Genomic DNA, 15,755 nt, shown 5'->3' on the forward strand with positions numbered 1-15,755 from the left:
TGTCACGCGGGAAACAATCGAACCTTTCGACGTCCGGATGAAAAAACGCGGGCGATCGTAAAAAACCCCGCCAGCTTTCCCGTGTCGCCCCGTGGATAGCTTCAGAACGAACCGGGCGGCGCGGATGCGCGGCCCTCCCCCGATCAACACCGGCCTTGCCGCCGTGGTCTCCCGCCCGGAGTCCGCGAACGGGCCGCGCTTTGAGTGGAGTTGGCGATGTCGGTGTCTGCGCTCTCGTCCACCAGTTCAACCACGGCCACGACGACGACCTCGTCGTCGAGCAGCTCGTCGGCCTCGCTGGTCAACAATTACCAATCCTTTCTGACGCTGCTGCTGAAGCAGTTGGAGGTTCAGGATCCGACCGATCCGGTGGACACCAGCGAATACACCTCGCAACTGGTGCAACTGGCCTCGCTGGAACAGCAGGTGTCGAACGGCGAGAAGCTGGACACGCTGAACAGCTCGATTTCGGCGTTGGGCACCGGCACGAACGCCATTGGCTATCTGGGGAAAACGGTGGAGGCCGAAGGCTCCACCACGGCCCTTCAGGACGGCGCCGCGTCGTGGGAATACGACCTGGATTCCACCGCGTCCAAGGTGACGCTGACGGTCAAGGATTCGTCCGGCGCCACCGTGTACAGCGAAAAGGGCGAGACCGCCTCCGGCACCCATGAATTCACTTGGGACGGGACCGACGCGGATGGAACGACCCACAGCAGCGGCAATTACACCCTGTCGATTTCGGCGGTGAATTCCAGCGGCGCCACCGTCACCACCACCACCCGCTTCAAGGGGACCGTGACCGGCGTGGACAGCTCGTCCGGGACCGCGACGCTCAGCGTCGGCGGGGTCAGCGTGTCGGCGGACGACGTGCTGGCGATTTCCTGACGCGACGCGGCCAAGGCCGCGCCCGCTTTCCCCCTTTTCCCCGTTTGCAACAGGTGCCGCCATGAGCATCACCAGCGCGATGTACAGCGCCACGTCCGGCTTGACCGCCCAAAGCAAGGCGCTCGCCTCCATCTCCAGCAACATCGCCAACTCCAGCACCACCGGCTTCAAGGGCACCGTCACCAACTTCACGTCCTACATCAACAAGACCTCGACGGTGGACGAGCAGGTGGGCGGCGTCACCGCCACCAACAGCCGCAGCGTCAGCCGCCAGGGCGAAATCCAAAGCTCCGCCACCACCACCAACATGGCGGTGAACGGCGACGGGTTTTTCGTGGTGTCGGACAAGGCGTCGAACGGCGAGGTCGCCTTCACCCGCAACGGCTCCTTCTCCACCAATTCGGCGGGCTATCTCACGAATTCCGAAGGCTATTACCTGGAAGGCTGGAAGCTGGCCGACGACGGCACGATCAGCGCCAGCAACAAGACCTCCACCGACAGTTTGGAAGCCATCAATCTGACCAGCATCAAGGGCACGCCCAAGGCGACCTCGACGCTTGGCCTGGAAGCGAATCTGCCGTCAGACGCCGAGGCCACCGACAGTTTCACCTCCGACGTCGAACTGTTCGACGCGCTGGGCAACAGCAATTCGGTCACGATGACCTGGACGAAGACCGCCGACAACACCTGGTCGGTCAGCGCCGCCAACCCGACGAAATCCTCCGACAGCACGGTGACGACCGGCACGATTTCCGGCTTTCCGATCACGGTCAGCTTCAACACCGACGGCTCGCTGGCCTCGGCCACCCAGACCGACAGCAGCGGCACGGTGACGACGGTCGATCCGTCGGCGATCTCCTTTTCGGTGACGGGTTGGACCACCGGGGCGTCGGACAGCGCGGTGACGATGGATCTGGGAACCGCCGACGGCACCGATGGGTTGACGCAATACGCCTCGGGCGACGACGACCCCGACATCGGCGATTGGACCTCAACCCAGAACGGCTACGCGCCCGGCAGCCTGACCGGCACCACCATCGACGAAAGCGGCATCGTCCGCGCCACCTTCGACAATGGCGAGACGCGGGCGATCTACCAGATTCCCATCGCCACCTTCGCCAACGCCGACGGTCTGGACAGCGAGACCGGCAGCACCTTCACCCAGACCTATGAGTCGGGCAACTACCAGCTCCGCACCGCTGGCGACGGCAAGGCCGGGTCGATCGAAGCCGGGTCGTTGGAAAGCTCCACCGTCGAGTTGACCGACGAGTTCACTCGGATGATCACCGCCCAGCAGGCTTATTCGGCGGCGTCCAAGGTGGTGACGACGGCGCAGGAGATGCTCGACACGCTCATCGCCATGAAGCGCTGAGGGGGAGGGAATGAGCCAGCCCCTTCGCCGCTCCCGCCGCCGCCGTCCCGCCGCGCCGCCGTCTTCCGGGACGGGCGACGCGGGCGCGGCGGAGGGCGCGGCCCGTTTGTTCGCCGAACAGGACGCGCTGTTGCGCGATCACCGCAGCGTCACGATGGAGGTTCGGCGCGCGCTGGCCGGGCCGTCGTCCCAGGCCCAACGTCTGGCGCTGGCCGACGATTTGTTGACGCTGATTGACCGCTTGCAGGCGGCCAAGGCCGCGCTGGGCCGGACCATTCTGCGCGGCAGCGCGGCGCGCACCGCCGTCTCCGCCTATGGGCGGGTCAACGGCATTCGCCGGTAGGCGCGCGCGACGAAAAGCGCGCCAGGAAATCCGCCGCCGCCCGTGCAACGCAGTGTTCGAGCCGCCCAGCTTCAAGCCGCTCATTCCAACCGTTTTCGGGAGTTCCGCCATGACCAACGCGCCAGATGGGACCATCACCCTGCGGGTCAACCCGGTGGAGGTTCTGGAAAGCTTCACCGCCGAGATGACGCGGTTGAGCGAGGTCGTGGACGCGGCGATGCGCGAGGGGCGGGCGCGCGACGCCGTGTTGGCGGCGGGGGCCATGCAATCGCTGCTGGCCGCCTGGAAAAGCCGTTTGGCCGACGCGCTGACGCAGACGCGCAGCAAGCGGGTGCCGCCCGCCGTGCGCCTCGCCGCCCGCGCCGCCGCCGCCCAGGTGCTGCCGATGATGCGCGCCCAGATGCGCGGGTTGGAGGCGCGGATCAAGGCGCACCGCGCCCGGCAAACCGCCATCAGCGCCGCCCTGCGAGCCGTGTCCACCTCCGCCCCGATGACCTATGGCGCCGGGGTTGGCTATGGCGCGCGGGCGGGAAACCGGGCGGCCCCGCGCGCGCTGGCCCTGACCGTTTAGCAACGACCGTCTAGCCGCGTCCGTTTTCGCAGAGGAGGCCAAGCCATGTCCCTACGGGTCGCGGGTTCCATCGCCAGCGCGGCGTTGCGCACGTCCGAGGTCGGCATGGCGGTGGCGTCTTCCAACGTCGCCAACGCCGACACCGCCGGTTACACGAAAAAGACCGCGTCGGTCGGCACGCGCGACACCGCCATCGGCTTTTCCAGCGTCGACACCACGTCGATCAGCAGCACCATCGACCAGTTTCTGTTGAAGACGCTGGTCGGCGCCCAATCCGATTTGGGGGCGGCGACCACCCGGAACGACTATCTCGACCAGTTGCAATCGTCGCTGGGCAGCGTGTCGTCCGACGACGACAGCAACGGCAGCGATCTGGGGTCGATGATCGATTCGCTGGCCGACGTCGCCGCCACGCTGGCGACCTCGCCGGAAAGCGAAAGCGCCAAGGCGGCGGTGGTGCAAAACGTCTCCGATCTGGCGGAAAGCCTGCGCAGCGCCTCCTCCTCCGTCCAATCCCTGCGCGGGCAGGCGGATGAGGACATCGCCAGCACGGTGGACAGCGTCAACGAGTCGCTGAACACGCTGGACGACCTGAACGAGCGCATCGTCAAGGGCAAGGCCCTGGGCCAGAACACCGGCGATCTGGAAGACCAGCGCAACGAAGCGCTGAAGGGGTTGGCCGAAAATCTGGACGTCACCTATCAGGTCGATTCCAGCGGGATGATGCGGATCTCGACCTCCTCGGGAAAGACGCTGCTCGATTCGTCCGTTCATGAGCTGTCCTACACCCCGGCGTCGTCGGTCAGCGCCAGCACGACCTACAGCGCGACGGGGACCAGCGGCTTTCAGGGGATCATGATCGACGGAGTCGATATGACCAATTCCCTGAAGGGCGGCAGCCTTGGCGCGCTCGTCACTCTGCGCGACACCGATTTGCCCGCCCAACAGGCGCGGTTGGACGAGTTGGCGACGACGTTGATGGACTCGCTGAACGCCATCCAGAACAGCGGAACGGCCAACCCGCAGCCGCAAAGCCTGACCGGAACCACCAGCGTGACGGCGAGCGATGCGCTGGCCGTCACCAGCGGCACGCTGCGCGTCGCCGTCACCGACCAGTCAGGCACGGCGGCGGAGGTGTTGGACATTGACCTGTCCACGATGTCCACCGTTCAGGATGTGGTGGACGCCATCAACACGATGAGCAACGCCACCGCCTCCATCTCCGCCGACGGCAAGCTGGTGATTTCCGCCAACGGGTCGAGCCAGGGGATCGCGCTGGGCGGCGGCGACGGCGCCTTTTCGACGGCCTACGGCATGAATGATCTGCTGACCGGCACGGGCGCCTCCGACCTCAAGATTTCCAGCGCCATCGGGGCCAACAGCGCCCTGTTGGCGACCGGCGCGCTGGCGACGACCAGCGGTTTGACGGCGGGCGACACCGTGCTGACCAGCGGCGAAGGCTCCGTCGCCAGCGCCCTGAGCGCCGCCTTTTCCGCCTCGCGCAGCTTTGACACCGCCGGTGGTTTGAGCGGGCGCAGCACGACCTTCGCCGGTTACGCCGGGGCGGTCATCCAGGGGGCGGCGACGCTCGCCGACAAGGCGCAGACCGCCTACGACAGCCAAAACACCTACACCAGCAGCCTGGAGACGAGCTTCTCGTCCCAAAGCGGCGTCAACGTCGATGAGGAGACGGCAACGATCTCCAACCTGCAATCCGCCTACGAAGCCGCCGCGTCGGTGATGCAGGCGTTGCAGGAGATGTTCGACGCGGCGCTGAACATGGTTCAGTAAAGGAGATCGCGATGGAACGCGTCGCCACGTTCAACCATCAAAACACGCTCGTTCAATACATGATGCGGGCGGAGGCGAAGGTCGCCACCGAACAGGTGCGCTCTTCGACGGGGTTGAACTCCACCGATTACAAGGGAATCGCCTCCGGCAGCGGCCGCCTCGTCAGTTTGGAAAGCCACTACAAGCGGTTGGAGCAGTATGTGGACGAGGGCGAGGTCGTCAACGGCCGCATCCAAAGCATGTACGACGCCGTCGGCGGCATGTCCGATCTGACCTCCCGCCTCAGCGCGTTGATTACGGGTCTGCAAGGCGACAACGCCGCCGGGGTGGAGGGCGTGACCGCCGAAGCCGGGGAGTTGATGAAGGAGTTCGCGGCCCTGCTGAACACCCAGCAGGAGGGGCGCTATCTGTTTTCCGGGGGACGCACCGACCAGCCCGCCGTGACGGTGGACAGCGCCACCTATCCGGCGATGACGACCGTGCCGTCCACCGCCGACACCAGCTTTTACCAGGGCGATTCGACCATCGCCCATTATCAGGCGGCGGACGACCTGATCCTGTCCTATGGCGTCACGGCGGACCAGCCTGCCTTTGAAAAGGCCCTGCGCGCCTTCAACCTGATCGCCAATCTGACCACCACACCTGTGGACGACGACGTGCTCGACGAGGCGTCGCAACTGGCGTCCGACGCCACCGACGGCTTGGCGGTGACGCAGGCGAAGCTGGGGGCGACCAGCGCCTCGCTGGAACGCACCATCGACCGCCATGTCGATGAGCAGCTTGTCCTGCAAACCCATGTCGATGACATCCGCAGCGTCGATCTGGCCGAATCCACCACCCGCCTGTCGCAACTGACGGCGTCGCTGGAGGCGACCATGAGCCTGATGAACAGCCTCGAAGAGAACAGTCTGACGAAGTACCTGTGAGCTTTTCCCCCTCTCCCACTTCTGGCGTGGGGAAAAAACAAAACGGTCCTGACCGCAAAAAACCCCGCCAGCTTTCGCCGCCCCGCCCGTGAGTCCTTGTGAGGGTCGCGACAACCGGCCCGGTTCGATCCAGGAGACCACACCATGCCCGTCATCACGACCAACACCGCCTCCAACTCGGCCCTTCGCTATCTGAACGTCAACTCCGACAATCAATCGACGTCGGTGTCCAAGATCGCCAGCGGATCGCGGATCACCAAGGCGTCGGATGACGCGGCGGGTCTTGCGGTTGGCACCTCGCTGCAATCGGACATCACCGTCCTGAACCAAGCGGCGACCAACGCCTCGCACGGATCCTCGATCCTGCAAACCGCCGATGGCGGCATGTCGAGCATTTCCGACATCGTGCAGCGCATGCGCTCGCTCGCCACACAGGCGCTGTCCGGGTCCGTGACCGACAACGAACGGACTTATCTCGACGCCGAATTCCAGCAGTTGCAGGATGAAGTCGACGGCATCGCGTCCGGCACGCGCTTCAACGACGAATCACTGCTGGACGGCTCCGGCAATTGGGCCGCCGGCGTCGATTTCCGCGTCGGCACCACGGCGTCGGACAAGATCACCGTCGCCATCGCCAACGTGACCACCACGGGCCTTGGGATCAACACCAGCGCCATCACCACCTCGGCCACCGCCGCCACGGCGTTGACCGCGCTGGACGCCGCCGTCACCTCGCTGTCGGACGCCCGCGCCGACGTCGGCGCGTTGATCTCGCGCTTTGAATTCCGCAGCGACATGATCGACACCACCATCGAGAACACCGAGGCCGCCCAATCCGCGATCATGGATGTGGACGTCGCCGCCGAACAATCGAAGCTGGCCTCGACCAAGGTTCTGACTCAGGCGGCCATCGCCGTCTTGTCCCAAGCGAACTCGATGCCGGAGAATCTTCTGTCCTTGCTCCGCTGAGAGTTCGTTGACCGCCGCCCCCGGCTTGCCGTGCTGCCTCACAAACCACGGGGATACAGGGCGGGGCGGCGGTCACTTTCCTTCTTTTTCCCACCCGCCCGCGCGTTCGCGCGCCGCAGACCGCCCGCGCCCGCGCGCGGCCACTGGATGGATGCGCCGTCATGACGACCGTCTCTTCGACCACATCGACCACGGCGGCGTCGACCGGCTATTCCGCCCTGTCCTCCTCCAGTTCGGGCACCGGCATCGATTATTCGGCGCTGATCGAATCCAAGGTGCAGGCGCGCCTGGTGCGGGCCGACCGGGTTGACGCCAAGATCACCGCCAACGAGGCCAAGATCACCGCCTATGGCGATCTTCAGGATCTGCTGCAAACGGTGAACAGCTCGCTGGACGGTTTGCGCAACCGCTCCACCGCCACTGGCGCGTCCAGCAACCTGTTCGGCCAACGCAGCGCCTATATTTCGGATGAAGATTCCTTCACCGCGACGGTGGATGACGACACCGAACTCGGGACCTATTCCGTCGTCGTCCAGCAGTTGGCGACCAAGCACAAGATCGCCGCCGACGCGGTCGGCGGCAAAACCGACGCGCTCGGCCAAACGGGCAGCTTCACGCTGCAAGCCGCCGACGGCTCCGCCGTGACCATCACGATGGAGGCCGACGATTCGCTGACCGATCTGCGCGACGCCATCAACAACCAGACCTCGGCCAGCGGCGTGACCGCCAGCATCGTGCAGGTCAGCGATTCCAGCTATCAGTTGATCCTCACGGCGAAAAGCACCGGCCAGGACATCAGCCTGACCGACGGCGGCGACGGCGTGTTGAGTTCGCTGGGGCTGACCGACAGTTCCGGCGCGATCAAGAATGAGTTGGTCGCCGCGCAGGACGCCATCATCAAGGTGGACGGGGTGACGATCACCCGCAGCAGCAACACCATCGACGACGCCATCGACGGGGTGACGCTCAGCCTTTACACCGCCGATCCCGACACCGCCGTGTCGATGGAGGTGTCGACCGACCTGTCGTCGATCAAGACGGCGATCACCGATTTTGTCGACGCTTACAACGCGCTGCGCGATTTCGTGACGACCCAGCAAGCGGTGTCCAGCGACGGAACCAAAAGCGAAGACGCCACGCTGTTCGCCGACAGCCTGCTTCAGCAGATCACGAAATCGGTGTATGAGGGGCTGAACACCTCGATCACCACCGACGACGGCGAGGTTCTGTCGCTGTCCTCGCTTGGCATCACCTTTGACAGCTCCAACAATTTGGAGCTGAACGAAGACACGCTCAACACATTTCTGACCGACGACATTGAGCAGGTCAAACAGCTTCTCGGGCTGAACATGACCGCGTCGTCCAGTTCGCTGTCGTTGCTGCGCTACAACAGCAGCATGACCAGCGCGTCGTTCACATTGGACATCGACGTGGCATCGGACGGGTCGCTGAATTCGGCGACGGTCAATGGCGACAGTTCGCTGTTCACGGTCAGCGGCAACCGCATCGTCGGCGCCACAGGGTCCATCTACGACGGCGTCGTGATGGTCTACAACGGTGGCAGCGGCAGCGTGGACGTTGATTTTTCACAAGGTTTGGCGGATCGCCTCTACAGCTCCATCGACAATTACGCCGACGAGTATGACGGCGACCTTGCCACCATCATTGATGATCTGGAGGCTGATGACGTCGATTTGGAAAGCCGATCCGACGACATCAAGACCAAGGCGGAAACCTACCGCACCACCCTGACGGCCTATTACGCCCGGCTGGAAGCCGCCGCCGAAACGGCGGCGCTGCTGCTGCAACAGCTGACCTACAAGGACAGCAGCGACGACAGCTGAGCGTGGGCGCTTTCCCAAACCAATTGATCGACAGAAGGATCCGCCCTCATGCGCAATCCCTTCCTGAATCGCGCCATTTCCGCCTACGCCACGGCCAACGCGGTCGTGCCGCCGTTGGTCGCCGTCGTGCGGCTGTATGAGCGCGCCGTGACGCATTTGCACGCGGCCCGCGACGCCGCCGCCGCTGGCCGGTTCGAGGCGCATCACAACGCGGTCAAACGCACCGTCATGATCCTCGCCGGCCTTGATTCCATTCTGGTTTTCGACAAGAATAGCGATGTGGCGATGACGTTGCGGGAGTTCTACCGCCGCTTGATCGCCCAGGCGGGAGGGGCGGCCAGTCGCCGCGATCCGGTCGCCGCCTGTGACTCTCTTATCAGCCAATTGTCCTTGATGTTGAGGACATGGCAAGCCATCGCCGCAGAACGCGGGGAGGCGGACAACGTCGCCGGTGCGTCGGCCAAAGGGTCGCCTGCATCTGTCGTCGGGAGAACGATGGATCATGCGCATGGCGGACTCACGGCTTGATGAGCCACGGCGTCTCGTGAATCGCGGGCCGGTCACGGCGGGCGTCAACATTGCGGCGGATGAGGAAACGGACGAAGCGCTGATGGCGCAGATCCGTTCCGGCAGCCAGACGGCGTACCGCCGTCTGGTGCATCGCCATTTGAAACGGACCTTCGGTCTCGCCCGCCGCCTGTGCGGCAATGAGGCGGAGGCCGAAGACATTGTCCAGGACGCCTTTTTGCAGGTCTGGCAGCGCCGGTCGCAATGGACCGACGAGGGCGCGCGCTTCACGACCTGGCTGTACCGCGTCGTCGTCAACCGCTGCATCGACCACAAGCGCCGCCCGGTCTCGCAAGAGCTGGACGCGGTGGCCGAGCCGCCGGACGTGTCGCCGGACGCGGTCAGCACGATTCACCGCCAGCAAATTGCCGCCCGCCTCAGCGACGCGCAGAGCAAGTTGACGCCGCAACAGCGCGCCGCCATCACCTTGTTCTATTACGAAAATTTAACGAATGCCGACATCGCGATTGTTATGCAGATCAGCGTTGGTGCGGTAGAGTCTTTGTTGAAACGCGCGCGTCAACAGCTTCGGCTGCTGCTGCGCGCCAGCGTGCAGGCGGCGAAGGATTCGTTCGATGACGGATGAGGAGTTTCGCGATCATCTCGATCGCCATGGCGGCGACCTCGCTCTCTGGCCGCCGCCGCTGGCCCGGGACGGGCGCCGCCATTTGCTGCGGTCGGTGCGCGCGCAAGCGATGCTGGACGAGGCGGCGGCCATCGAGTTGACGTTGCGTCAACCCGAAGGGCGTCCGCCCGCCGGGTTGGCCGACCGCATTTTCGAGGCGGCCTTCCGCTCCGACCCCTCGGCCCATGGCTTTGACCTGGAGTCGGGACCGGACGATGGTGGAGCGCGGCCCCGGCGCTTGATGTGAGCGATCCGATCAGGCCGAGCGTTGACGCGGCGTCGCGCGGGTGCGTCCCGTGGCGATTTTTTGCGTCTGGTCCAGGCGCGGCAGGCGACGCAATTCAGCGGCGATGCGGGTCATGACGTCGGTCAGGCTTTCGCCCGCCACGGGTTGGAACACGCGCATCGACGGATACCAGGGGCGCCCGGCCGTTCCAAGCTGAGTCCAATCGCGCTGACCAAAGCGCCAGACCGGCACGCCCAGCGCGCCGGACAGTTCGGCCACGGAATTGGCTGGCGCGATCACCAGATCCAGGCTGGCGATCAGCGCCGCCGTTTCTTCAAAATCATCGCGCAGATCCAGCCCGTTCCAACCATGGATCGGCTGGCCGAAGCGCAGGCAGGCCTCGGCGATTTCACGGCGGCATTCGTCATATTGCAGGTTGACGAAGGTCACGCCGGGAACCTGGAACAGCGGCCCCCAATCGGACAGCGGCACATAGGCGCTCTTGCGGTCCTGCGTCATCACCTGGCTGCGCCAACTGACGCCGACCCGCAGGCCGTCGCCCAGCGCGTCCAACCGCTCGCGCCAATCGGCCATCCGCGTGGCGTCGGCGTAGAGCCAGGAGGAGCGGTCGGGGAATTGGCCCAACTGGTCGCGCACGCGGCGCGGCAGCGATCCGGCGGGGATGTGAAAATCGCACTCCACCGTCTCGGCCTCGGTCAAGCCGTGCAACGGCTGTTCGGCCCGGACCAGGGCGCGGGGGAAGGAGCGGGCGAACAGCGGCACGAGCCGCCGGTCGCACTCGATCACCACCTCGCCCGCCAGGCGGATGGCGTCGGCGTAGCAGGACGCGAAGAGGAACTCGTCGCCAACTCCCTGTTCGCGCCAGATAAACAGGCGTTTGCCCGCCAACGGCTCGCCCCGCCATTCGGGGATGGTGAAGCGGCGTTCCGGGCGTGCGCGTCCGGCCTTGAAGCGGCAGGCGTAATCGGCCCAGCCAAGGCTCAGCGATCCGCGCTCCAGCGCCAGAAGTCCCCGGTTGAAGCGGGCCAGCGCGTGGGAGGGGGCGGCGTTGACCGCGCGGTCGAACCAGCGCCCGGCTTTGGGCATGCCCAACCGCTGCTCGATCAGACCCAGTGTGCAGAGCGGATCGGCCAGCGACGGGATCAGCGTCAACGCGTGGCGGCAGGCTTGCGCCGCCTCGATCAACCGTCCGGCCCCGTTGAGCGTGTAGGCCAGCACCGCGTGCAACGGCGCGTGCGTCGGCATCAGCCGAACCGCCCGGCGCAGATGGCGCGCGGCCGCCGCGAAATTCTCTTGATCGGACCATTCGGCGCCGAGATTGCCCAGCGCGTCGGCGAAGGCCGGATTCAGCGCCAAGGCCTGTTTCCAGCACGTCACCGCCAGCGCCCGTTGGCCCAGAGCTTTCAGGGCGTTGCCCAGATTGTTCCAGGCTTCCGGCTGGTTGTGATCCTGCGCGATGGCGCGGCGGTGGCAGGCGGCGGCCTGCGCGAACCGTCCCAGCGCGGCCTCCGCCAGTCCCAGATTGACCAGCGACGGGATGTGCTGCGGCGCTGTCGCCAGAACGGCGAGGAAGCAGGCGCGGGCCGCGCCGTTGTTCCCCAACCCAAGGAGCAGCAGGCCAAGATTGTTGCGGGCTTCGGTGTTGTGGGGATCGCGGCGCAGCGCCTGGAGATAGGCGTCCTGCGCCCGCGCGGGCTGCCCCAGCGTCTGCCAGACGGCCCCCAGATTGGCCCAGACCGACACGTTGTCGATTCCGTGCTTCAGGGCTTCCTGATAGGCGGCGGCGGCCTCGACCGGGCGCGACCAGCGGCGCAGCGCGTTGGCCAGGGTGATCCAGACGCCCGCGTCTTTCGGGCGCAAGCGGGCGGCCAAACGGTAGCAGCCGATGGCGGCGTCGATCTGCCGCAAATCCTCCAGCGCCCGGCCCAGCCCGATCCGCGCCTCGGGCGCGGCGGGAACCAGACGGACGGCGGCGCGGAAACAGTGAAAGGCCAGGGCGCGGCTGCCCAACCGCCCGGCGGCGGCGCCCAGCAGGCACAGCGCGTCGGCGTCGTTGGGCGAAAGGGCGAGGGTGCGGCGGGCGCTGGCGGCGGCGGCGGTCGGGTCGCCGCCGTCCAATTGCGTCTGGCCCAAGGCCAGATGGTAGGAGGCGACGGTCGCGTTGCCGCGCGCGGCGGTCGTGAACAGCGCGGTCGCCGTCTGGTGGCGCCCGTCCTGATACGCAATGTGACCCAACAAATGGGCCGCGTCGCAATGATTGGGATCGATGCGCAGAATTTCCCGGTAAAACCGGGCCGCGCGTTCCATGTGACCAGCGTTGTGATGCTGAACCGCCAAACGCAGCAAGCTGTCGGTCTGCCGTGTCGCGTTTCCGTCCATGGCCCGTCGCCGCTCCGTCTGTCGGATCATCACCCAGTGTCTTCACCGGGCCTGTTCCTTGTACGGAGGGGGCTTGCAATGTCCTGCGGCGGTTTGGGAGTTTTCTTTCTCAGAGACGAGTCATTTGCTGCGGAGGGGGGCGACGTCAGGCCGCGTCTTTCTCGCCATGGTGGCGCAGATAGGCGCGCGGGTCGCACTCCTGCCCCAAGGCCACGGCGCGGGCGCGGTGGATGTGCTGCATCAGGATGTCGCGAAACTCCTGCGCGGCCAGATCGCTCCATTCCGGCGTTTCGTTGGGGAAGGTCATCTGCCCCGCCGTCGCCTCGAACAGGCGCAGCCACTCGTCGGCCTTGGCCGCCGGGTCGCCGGATTGGCGGAACTGCTCCTCCATCAGCTTGGCCAGCAGCGTGCCGAGGGCCAGCAGATTGACGTGCAGCAGCATGTTGCCAAGCTTCACATCCGGCTTTGCGTCGAGCATGGCGGTCACTCCTTGAATGCGGGTGACTGGTCACACGGACGGGGCGGCAAAAGCTGGCGCGCTTTTTTGACGGCGAGCGCGAGCGCGAGGGCGGGGGCTTGACGCGTGAGCGTCGGATCGGCGCTGGGAAGCCACACAGAAAAGGAGCGGGTGTTTCCACCCGCTCCTTTTGCGTTTCAGCGTTGATTGGGCTGGGAAGCCGTTCTCACACGTCCAAATTCGACACCTTCAGCGCGTTGTCCTGGATGAACTCGCGGCGGGGTTCGACGATGTCGCCCATCAGGGTGGAGAAGACCTCCTCCGCTTGATCGGCGTGGTGGACGCGGACCTGCAACAGCGAACGCTTGGTCGGGTCCAGCGTGGTTTCCCACAACTGATCCGGGTTCATTTCGCCCAGGCCCTTGTAACGCTGGATGGTCACGCCCCGGCGGCCCAGTTCCATCACCGTGTCGAACAGGGCGACGGGGCCGGTCAGCGCGCGGGTTTCCTTTTGCTTTTCAAAGGCGCGGCCCGCCGTGCCGAAGACGCGCAGCAGGTCGGGGGCCAGAGCGTCCAGGCGGCGGGCCTCGCCGCTCTTCAACAGGTCGCTGTCGAAATTGTGGCGGTGGGTGACGCCGCGTCGGCTGCGGACCACGGCGTAACCGCCGTTCGGCAGGGTTTCGCCGCGCCAACCGCCGTCGCCCAGCAGACCGTTCAGCCGTTCGGCGACGCTCTGCGCGGCGGCCAAGGCGGCTTCGGGGTTGCTGGCGAGGCTGCCCGACAGGGCGCCCGCCACGGCGGCTTGCTCGACCACCGTCAGATTGCCGACCTTGCGGGTCAGCGTGTCGATGGCCGGGCGGGCGGTGCGCGCCTGTTCGACCAGGCCGGTCAACTGGTCGCCGATCAGCAGCGTGCCGTCGGACAGTTGCACCGACAGATCGCCCAACGCCGCTTCGACCAGATACTCTTCGAGCGCCCGGTCGTCCTTCAGATAGCGTTCCTTGGCGTTGCCGCGCTTGATCCGGTAGAGCGGCGGCTGGGCGATGTAGAGATAGCCGCGCTCGATCAATTCCGGCATCTGGCGGAAGAAGAAGGTCAGCAGAAGCGTGCGGATGTGGCTGCCGTCCACGTCCGCGTCGGTCATGATGATGATCTTGTGATAACGCGCCTTGTCGGCGTTGAACTCGTCGCGCCCGATGCTGGTGCCCAGCGCGGCGATCAACGTGCCGATTTCCGCCGACCCCAGCATCTTGTCGAAGCGCGCGCGCTCCACGTTCAAAATCTTGCCGCGCAGGGGCAAAATCGCCTGGAACTGGCGCGAACGGCCCTGTTTGGCCGACCCGCCCGCCGAATCGCCCTCGACGATGAACAGTTCGGACCCGGCGGGGTCGCGTTCCTGGCAGTCGGCCAGCTTGCCGGGCAGCGACGCCATGTCCAGCGCGCCCTTGCGCCGGGTCAGCTCGCGCGCCTTGCGGGCGGCTTCGCGGGCGGCGGCGGCCTCCACCACCTTCATGACGACGCGGCGGGCGTCGGCGGGGTGTTCTTCGAAATACTGGGCCAGCGCCTCGCCGACGATGGTCTCGACCACCGGGCGGACTTCGGACGAGACCAGCTTGTCCTTGGTTTGGCTGGAGAATTTCGGATCCGGCACCTTCACCGACAAGACGCAGGTCAACCCCTCGCGGGCGTCGTCGCCCGACAGATTGACCTTTTCCTTTTTCGCGATGCCGGTTTCATTGGCGTAGTTGTTGATGGCGCGGGTCAGCGCGCCACGGAAACCGGCCAGATGGGTGCCGCCATCCTTTTGCGGGATGTTGTTGGTGAAGCACAGCGTCGTCTCGTGGTAGCTGTCGTTCCACTGGAGCGCGCATTCCACGGTGACGATGCCGCCATGTTCGGTCGGGCGTTCGGCCTTCAGGGTGATCGCCGGTTTGTGCAGCGCCGCCTTGGAGCGGTCGAGATAGGCGACGAAGGCCTCAAGACCGCCTTCGTAATGCAGATCCTGAACCTTCGGTTCGACCCCGCGCGCGTCGGTCAGCACCAGCCGGACGCCGGAATTCAAGAAGGCCAACTCGCGCAGCCGGTGTTCCAGCGTCGCGTAATCGAATTCGGTGTTGGTGAAGGTCTCTTTGGAGGCGAGGAACGTCACCTCGGTGCCGCTCAGCGGCTTGGCGCCGCCTTGGCTTTCAGTCACGTCGGGCGCCGGGCCGACGTCGGCCAGCGGCGCTTCGGCGACGCCGTGGCGGAACCGCATGGCGTGGGCGCGCCCGTTGCGCCAAATGCGCAGATCGAGCGTTTCCGACAGCGCGTTGACCACCGAGACGCCGACGCCGTGCAGGCCGCCCGACACCTTGTAGCTGTTCTGGTTGAACTTGCCGCCCGCGTGAAGCTGGGTCATGACGACTTCCGCCGCCGACACGCCTTCTTCGGAATGGATGTCGGTGGGGATGCCGCGCCCGTTGTCGCGCACCGTGACCGAGCCGTCGGCGTTCAACTGCACCTCGACCTTGTCGCAGTAGCCCGCCAGCGCCTCGTCGATGGCGTTGTCCACCACCTCATACACCATGTGATGGAGACCCGAACCGTCGTCGGTGTCGCCAATATACATGCCCGGGCGTTTGCGCACGGCGTCAAGCCCACGCAGAACGGTGATCGACTCGGCCCCATAGTCCTGCTGCGGGAGGTCGTTTTTCAGTGCTTCCTGTGCCATGCGCCGACTATACCAGATCCGGTTGGAATTTCGGCGGTTTCGGTGCCGCCGTGTGTATTTTTTCGC

At 65.7% G+C, this 15,755-nt stretch carries 14 protein-coding genes; 11 read left to right on the forward strand and 3 right to left on the reverse strand.

The window, feature by feature from the left end; translation table 11 throughout:
• The first annotated feature begins 216 nt into the window (after positions 1–216).
• The 11 genes from D3877_RS00655 (at position 217) to D3877_RS00705 (ending at position 10,143) form a co-directional block, all read left to right on the forward strand.
• Positions 217–888, forward strand: a complete 672-nt coding sequence (locus D3877_RS00655; RefSeq protein WP_119828885.1) for a flagellar hook assembly protein FlgD — start codon at positions 217–219, stop codon at positions 886–888.
• Positions 889–949: 61 nt separating this feature from the next.
• Complete coding sequence (gene flgE, locus D3877_RS00660) at positions 950–2,260, forward strand: flagellar hook protein FlgE (protein WP_119828886.1); 1,311 nt, start codon at positions 950–952, stop codon at positions 2,258–2,260.
• Between the two features lie 10 nt (positions 2,261–2,270).
• A complete protein-coding gene (locus tag D3877_RS00665) occupies positions 2,271–2,603 on the forward strand; it encodes a hypothetical protein (protein ID WP_238474657.1) in 333 nt (110 codons plus the stop codon).
• Between the two features lie 109 nt (positions 2,604–2,712).
• Positions 2,713–3,174 carry a hypothetical protein gene (locus D3877_RS00670; RefSeq protein WP_147395067.1) on the forward strand — a complete coding sequence of 154 codons (462 nt, stop codon included), beginning with the start codon at positions 2,713–2,715 and terminating at the stop codon, positions 3,172–3,174.
• A gap of 45 nt (positions 3,175–3,219) precedes the next feature.
• Positions 3,220–4,965: a flagellar hook-associated protein FlgK gene (gene flgK, locus D3877_RS00675; protein WP_119828888.1), complete on the forward strand. Its 1,746-nt coding sequence runs from the start codon at positions 3,220–3,222 to the stop codon at positions 4,963–4,965.
• An 11-nt stretch (positions 4,966–4,976) separates the two neighbouring features.
• Positions 4,977–5,891: a flagellin gene (locus tag D3877_RS00680; RefSeq protein ID WP_119828889.1), complete on the forward strand. Its 915-nt coding sequence runs from the start codon at positions 4,977–4,979 to the stop codon at positions 5,889–5,891.
• A 144-nt stretch (positions 5,892–6,035) separates the two neighbouring features.
• Positions 6,036–6,860, forward strand: coding sequence for a flagellin (locus tag D3877_RS00685; protein ID WP_119828890.1), 825 nt, complete (start codon positions 6,036–6,038; stop codon positions 6,858–6,860).
• A gap of 161 nt (positions 6,861–7,021) precedes the next feature.
• A complete protein-coding gene (gene fliD / locus D3877_RS00690) occupies positions 7,022–8,704 on the forward strand; it encodes a flagellar filament capping protein FliD (protein WP_119828891.1) in 1,683 nt (560 codons plus the stop codon).
• 48 nt (positions 8,705–8,752) lie between these two features.
• Complete coding sequence (locus tag D3877_RS00695; RefSeq protein ID WP_119828892.1) at positions 8,753–9,232, forward strand: flagellar protein FliS; 480 nt, start codon at positions 8,753–8,755, stop codon at positions 9,230–9,232.
• Positions 9,213–9,857: an RNA polymerase sigma factor gene (locus D3877_RS00700; protein ID WP_238474658.1), complete on the forward strand. Its 645-nt coding sequence runs from the start codon at positions 9,213–9,215 to the stop codon at positions 9,855–9,857. The genes D3877_RS00695 and D3877_RS00700 overlap by 20 nt, the downstream gene beginning before the upstream one ends.
• The gene (locus tag D3877_RS00705) at positions 9,847–10,143 is read left to right on the forward strand and encodes a hypothetical protein (protein WP_119828893.1); all 297 of its coding nucleotides are present in this window, start codon (positions 9,847–9,849) and stop codon (positions 10,141–10,143) included. The genes D3877_RS00700 and D3877_RS00705 overlap by 11 nt, the downstream gene beginning before the upstream one ends.
• Positions 10,144–10,152: 9 nt before the next feature.
• Here D3877_RS00705 and D3877_RS00710 read toward each other — a convergent pair whose 3' ends face one another.
• The 3 genes from D3877_RS00710 to gyrB form a co-directional block, all read right to left on the reverse strand.
• Positions 10,153–12,522: a tetratricopeptide repeat protein gene (locus tag D3877_RS00710; protein WP_119830698.1), complete on the reverse strand. Its 2,370-nt coding sequence runs from the start codon at positions 12,520–12,522 to the stop codon at positions 10,153–10,155.
• Between the two features lie 145 nt (positions 12,523–12,667).
• A complete protein-coding gene (locus D3877_RS00715; protein ID WP_119828894.1) occupies positions 12,668–13,000 on the reverse strand; it encodes a hypothetical protein in 333 nt (110 codons plus the stop codon).
• 205 nt (positions 13,001–13,205) lie between these two features.
• Positions 13,206–15,689 (reverse strand): DNA topoisomerase (ATP-hydrolyzing) subunit B, encoded by a 2,484-nt coding sequence (gyrB, locus tag D3877_RS00720; RefSeq protein ID WP_119828895.1) that lies wholly within the window; start codon positions 15,687–15,689, stop codon positions 13,206–13,208.
• Between the last annotated feature and the right edge of the window lie 66 nt (positions 15,690–15,755).

Source organism: Azospirillum cavernae (assembly GCF_003590795.1).
GTDB classification, from domain to species: domain Bacteria; phylum Pseudomonadota; class Alphaproteobacteria; order Azospirillales; family Azospirillaceae; genus Azospirillum; species Azospirillum cavernae.

Excerpts from the sequence above, each read along its gene's own strand:
- D3877_RS00685 (WP_119828890.1), top strand. The coding sequence starts at position 6,036 with ATGCCCGTCATCACGACCAACACCGCCTCCAACTCGGCCCTTCGCTAT.
- D3877_RS00680 (WP_119828889.1), top strand. The coding sequence starts at position 4,977 with ATGGAACGCGTCGCCACGTTCAACCATCAAAACACGCTCGTTCAATAC.
- D3877_RS00710 (WP_119830698.1), bottom strand. The coding sequence starts at position 12,522 with ATGGACGGAAACGCGACACGGCAGACCGACAGCTTGCTGCGTTTGGCG.
- D3877_RS00665 (WP_238474657.1), top strand. The coding sequence starts at position 2,271 with ATGAGCCAGCCCCTTCGCCGCTCCCGCCGCCGCCGTCCCGCCGCGCCG.
- D3877_RS00700 (WP_238474658.1), top strand. The coding sequence starts at position 9,213 with ATGGCGGACTCACGGCTTGATGAGCCACGGCGTCTCGTGAATCGCGGG.
- D3877_RS00695 (WP_119828892.1), top strand. The coding sequence starts at position 8,753 with ATGCGCAATCCCTTCCTGAATCGCGCCATTTCCGCCTACGCCACGGCC.
- flgK (WP_119828888.1), top strand. The coding sequence starts at position 3,220 with ATGTCCCTACGGGTCGCGGGTTCCATCGCCAGCGCGGCGTTGCGCACG.
- flgE (WP_119828886.1), top strand. The coding sequence starts at position 950 with ATGAGCATCACCAGCGCGATGTACAGCGCCACGTCCGGCTTGACCGCC.
- gyrB (WP_119828895.1), bottom strand. The coding sequence starts at position 15,689 with ATGGCACAGGAAGCACTGAAAAACGACCTCCCGCAGCAGGACTATGGG.
- D3877_RS00715 (WP_119828894.1), bottom strand. The coding sequence starts at position 13,000 with ATGCTCGACGCAAAGCCGGATGTGAAGCTTGGCAACATGCTGCTGCAC.
- D3877_RS00655 (WP_119828885.1), top strand. The coding sequence starts at position 217 with ATGTCGGTGTCTGCGCTCTCGTCCACCAGTTCAACCACGGCCACGACG.
- fliD (WP_119828891.1), top strand. The coding sequence starts at position 7,022 with ATGACGACCGTCTCTTCGACCACATCGACCACGGCGGCGTCGACCGGC.
- D3877_RS00670 (WP_147395067.1), top strand. The coding sequence starts at position 2,713 with ATGACCAACGCGCCAGATGGGACCATCACCCTGCGGGTCAACCCGGTG.
- D3877_RS00705 (WP_119828893.1), top strand. The coding sequence starts at position 9,847 with ATGACGGATGAGGAGTTTCGCGATCATCTCGATCGCCATGGCGGCGAC.